Here is a 3,331-nt window from a genome sequence, read left to right as displayed (position 1 = left end):
GCCGAGGCCGGCTGGTGCCTGCGCGGGCGGTTCTCCCGGAGCCGCTGGGCGGCCACCTCGGCCCGGCGCCGGTCCATGGTGAAGACGAACCGCCGGCGTTCCTGCCCGCGCAGATGCACGATGTACGCGCTCAGCAGCACCGCCGGGACGGCAGGCGCCCAGAGGAACCGGAGCCCGCCGACCGCCGCCACGACCGCGCCCAGCGTGAACGCCAGGAACAGGACGGTGGTCGTACGCCGGCGGCGTGCGAGGACCTGCGAGCGCCGGGCCCGCCGCTCACGCTCCGCCTCCCCGCCGGGCGTACGCGGGCGCCGGGGGGACGCCGACCGCGCCTCCTCGCGCGGGCGCCCGTCGTCCGCAGGCTCCGGCGCGCCGTCGTACGCCGGATCGTGCAACCGGACTTCCGTATGTGCCGGGGGCGCGGAAAAGGCCCGGACGTCGACGGACTCGAGTCGGTCCGTGACGGCATCCGGGTCCACGTCACCAGGCGCCTCCCCGGTGTCCCGCCCCTGCAGCTCCTTGGCGTACCGGCGCTCCATGGCCGCCCGTCCGGACAGCAGCCGGATGGCGGTGCTGAAGCGTTCCGTCGGACGGGCTTCATTGAGCTCGTCCTGCCTGCGGAGCCACATCGGCACCAGGTAGGCGGCCCAGGCACCGACGATGACTGCGTAGATGAGGCCGCTGCTGCTCACGCTCACACCGTAGAGGTGTTTGCACGGCGGCATCCGCCAATTGGCCCGGTGTGTCGCACGTTCCGGCTGATATCCGGGACTTTTTTTGTGATTCTTCGGATCAGCACGCGGCGCAAGTCGGCCCACTTGCGGTCATTGAGCGATCAAATTCGAACACTTATTTCATTTCCCCGGGGTTCTGCGGCGTCTGCGGAGTACCCGCCCCTACCCTGCGCCAACGCCGCAGCAGCCCGTCGGGCACTTCCTCGGCCGTCAGCGCGAAGACCAGGTGGTCCCGCCACGCGCCATCGATGTGGAGATAACGGGGGCGGAGCCCTTCCTCGCGAAATCCGAGTTTCTCCACGACCCTGCGGCTGGGCCTGTTCTCCGGCCGAATGCACACCTCGATCCGGTGCAGGCCGACCGTCCGGAAGCAGTGGTCGACGGCCAGGGCCACCGCGGTCGGCACGACGCCGCGTCCCGCGACGCCCTGGTCGACCCAGTAGCCGACGTGGCCCGAACACATCGAGCCCCAGGTGATGCCGGCCACCGTCAACTGCCCGACGAGGCGGCCCTGGTACTCGATGGCGAAGGGCAGCATCCGGCCCGCGTTGGCCTCGGAGCGCAGGTGCCGGATCATCTGCCGGTAGGTGGGACGCCGGATCAACGGACCGCCCGGGGCGGGCGGCGGCACGGTGGCCTCCCACGGCCTCAGCCAGTCGCGGTTGCGCCGGTTGACCTCGCGCCACACGCGCTGGTCCCGCAGCTTGATCGGCCGGAGGGTGATCTCACCGTCGGTGAGGATCACCGGCCAGGTCGGGACGTTCAGCTCGGGCTCCCCGGTCGGGGGTGGTCGCCGCCGTGGATCTGGTCGACGGTGTGCGCCAGCAGCCGCCCCAGGACCGCGAGCCCGTCCCGTACGCCGCCGGTCGAGCCGGGCAGGTTCACGACGAGGGTGCGGTCCGCGATGCCCGCCAGGCCGCGGGACAGGGCGGCGGTCGGCACCTGGTCCCGGCCCTCCGCCCGGATCGCCTCGGCGATGCCAGGGATCTCCCGGTCGACGACGCGGCGGGTGGCCTCGGGGGTCCGGTCGGTGGGCGAGACGCCCGTGCCGCCGGTGGTGACGATCACGTCGTAGCCGGCCTCCACACCCGCCCGCAGGGCCGCCTCGACCGGGTCGCCGTCCGGGACGACCTGGGGGCCGTCGACGGCGAAGCCCAGGGCCGAGAGGCCTTCGGCGACGAGGGGCCCGCCCTTGTCGGGATAGACGCCGGCCGACGCGCGGTTGGAGGCGGTCACGACCAGGGCGCGGTGGCCGACGGCGGCGCTCATGCCCCGGCCCCTTCAGGTGCCGGGCGACGGTAGTCGCCGGACGCGCCGCCCGACTTCGCCTCCACCCGTACGTCCGTGATCACCGCGCCCTTGTCGACCGCCTTGACCATGTCGACCACCGTGAGGGCGGCGACCGAGACGGCGGTCAGGGCCTCCATCTCGACGCCCGTACGGTCGGTGGTCTTCACGGTGGCCAGGATCTCCACCGCGTCGTCGGCGACGCTCAGCTCGACCTTCACGCCCGAGACGGCCAGCGGGTGGCAGAGCGGGATCAGTTCCGGGGTGCGCTTGGCCCCCATGATCCCGGCGATCCGCGCGGTGGCCAGCGCGTCGCCCTTGGGTACGCCTTCCCCCCGCAGGAGTTCGACGACGCGCGGCGACACGAGAACCCGGCCGCTCGCCCGGGCCACCCGCGCCGTGACGTCCTTCTGCGACACATCGACCATGCGCGCCGCGCCCGCCTCGTCGATGTGCGTCAGCCTGTTCTGCGTACTCAACTCACTCCGCCTAGCGGTAGGGCGCTGTCTGCCCACACCGGCCCGCACGGGTGTGCGGACCGGGGGTCCGGGGGCTTCCCCGGGAAGGCACAGCGCCAGATACCGTACCGCCACCGCGCGCGTGTCAGCGGAGGAGGATCACGTCGGTCTCCGTGCCGGGCTCCGCCGAGGTCGTGTCCTCCGGCAGCACGATCAGCGCGTCGGCCTGGGCCAGCGCGCCGATCAGATGCGACCCGGAACCGCCCACCGGCGCCACGGTGCCGGCCTCGGCGTCGTATCTCCCGCGCAGGAACTGGCGCTTGCCGGACGGCGAGGAGAGCGTGCCGTCCATGGCCAGTGTGGCCCGGACCTTCGGGCGGTGGACGTCGTCGAGCCCCATCAGGGTCCGGATCGCCGGCCGCACGAAGAGTTCGAAGGAGACGTACGAGGAGACCGGGTTGCCCGGGAGGGCCAACAGCGGTGTGTGGTCCGGGCCGATCGAGCCGAAGCCCTGGGGCCTGCCCGGCTGCATCGCGAGCTTGCGGAAGTCGACGCCGCCGGCCGGCTCGTCCGCACCGGACCCCGGGGCGTCCTCGGCGTCCCCCGCCACCTCGGCCGTCGTGTGCCCGACCGAGGACAGGGCCTCCTTGACCACGTCGTACGCGCCGACGCTGACACCGCCCGTGGTGACCACGATGTCGGCCCGGATCAGCTGGTCCTCGATGGTGGCGCGCAGGGTCTCGGCGTCGTCGGCCACGGCGGGGACCCGGTAGGCGATCGCCCCGGCGTCCCGGGCCGCGGCCGTCAGCGCGAAGCTGTTGGAGTCGTAGATCTGTCTCTTATACACATCTC

The 3,331-nt window shown here is 72.6% G+C and carries 5 protein-coding genes; all 5 read right to left on the bottom strand.

Translation table 11 applies throughout. From position 1 onward, the window contains the following. Positions 1–725, bottom strand: a 725-nt coding sequence (gene glpR / locus IH13_RS0108205) for a divisome protein SepX/GlpR (RefSeq protein WP_031082418.1), incomplete at its 3' end; no start/stop codon positions are given. Between the two features lie 124 nt (positions 726–849). Further along, positions 850–1,479, bottom strand: a complete 630-nt coding sequence (locus tag IH13_RS0108200) for a GNAT family N-acetyltransferase (protein WP_031082416.1) — start codon at positions 1,477–1,479, stop codon at positions 850–852. Positions 1,480–1,496: 17 nt separating this feature from the next. Then, positions 1,497–2,003 carry a MogA/MoaB family molybdenum cofactor biosynthesis protein gene (locus IH13_RS0108195; protein ID WP_031082415.1) on the bottom strand — a complete coding sequence of 169 codons (507 nt, stop codon included), beginning with the start codon at positions 2,001–2,003 and terminating at the stop codon, positions 1,497–1,499. Continuing rightward, the gene (moaC, locus tag IH13_RS0108190; RefSeq protein ID WP_031082413.1) at positions 2,000–2,500 is read right to left on the bottom strand and encodes a cyclic pyranopterin monophosphate synthase MoaC; all 501 of its coding nucleotides are present in this window, start codon (positions 2,498–2,500) and stop codon (positions 2,000–2,002) included. The genes IH13_RS0108195 and moaC overlap by 4 nt, the downstream gene beginning before the upstream one ends. Before the next feature lie 124 nt (positions 2,501–2,624). Beyond that, the coding region (locus IH13_RS0108185; RefSeq protein WP_031082411.1) for a molybdopterin molybdotransferase MoeA at positions 2,625–3,331 on the bottom strand (707 nt) is incomplete at its 5' end.

It is taken from the genome of Streptomyces sp. NRRL WC-3549 (assembly GCF_000721935.1).
Taxonomy (GTDB): domain Bacteria; phylum Actinomycetota; class Actinomycetes; order Streptomycetales; family Streptomycetaceae; genus Streptomyces.
This window is presented reverse-complemented; position numbering and strand designations above follow the sequence as displayed.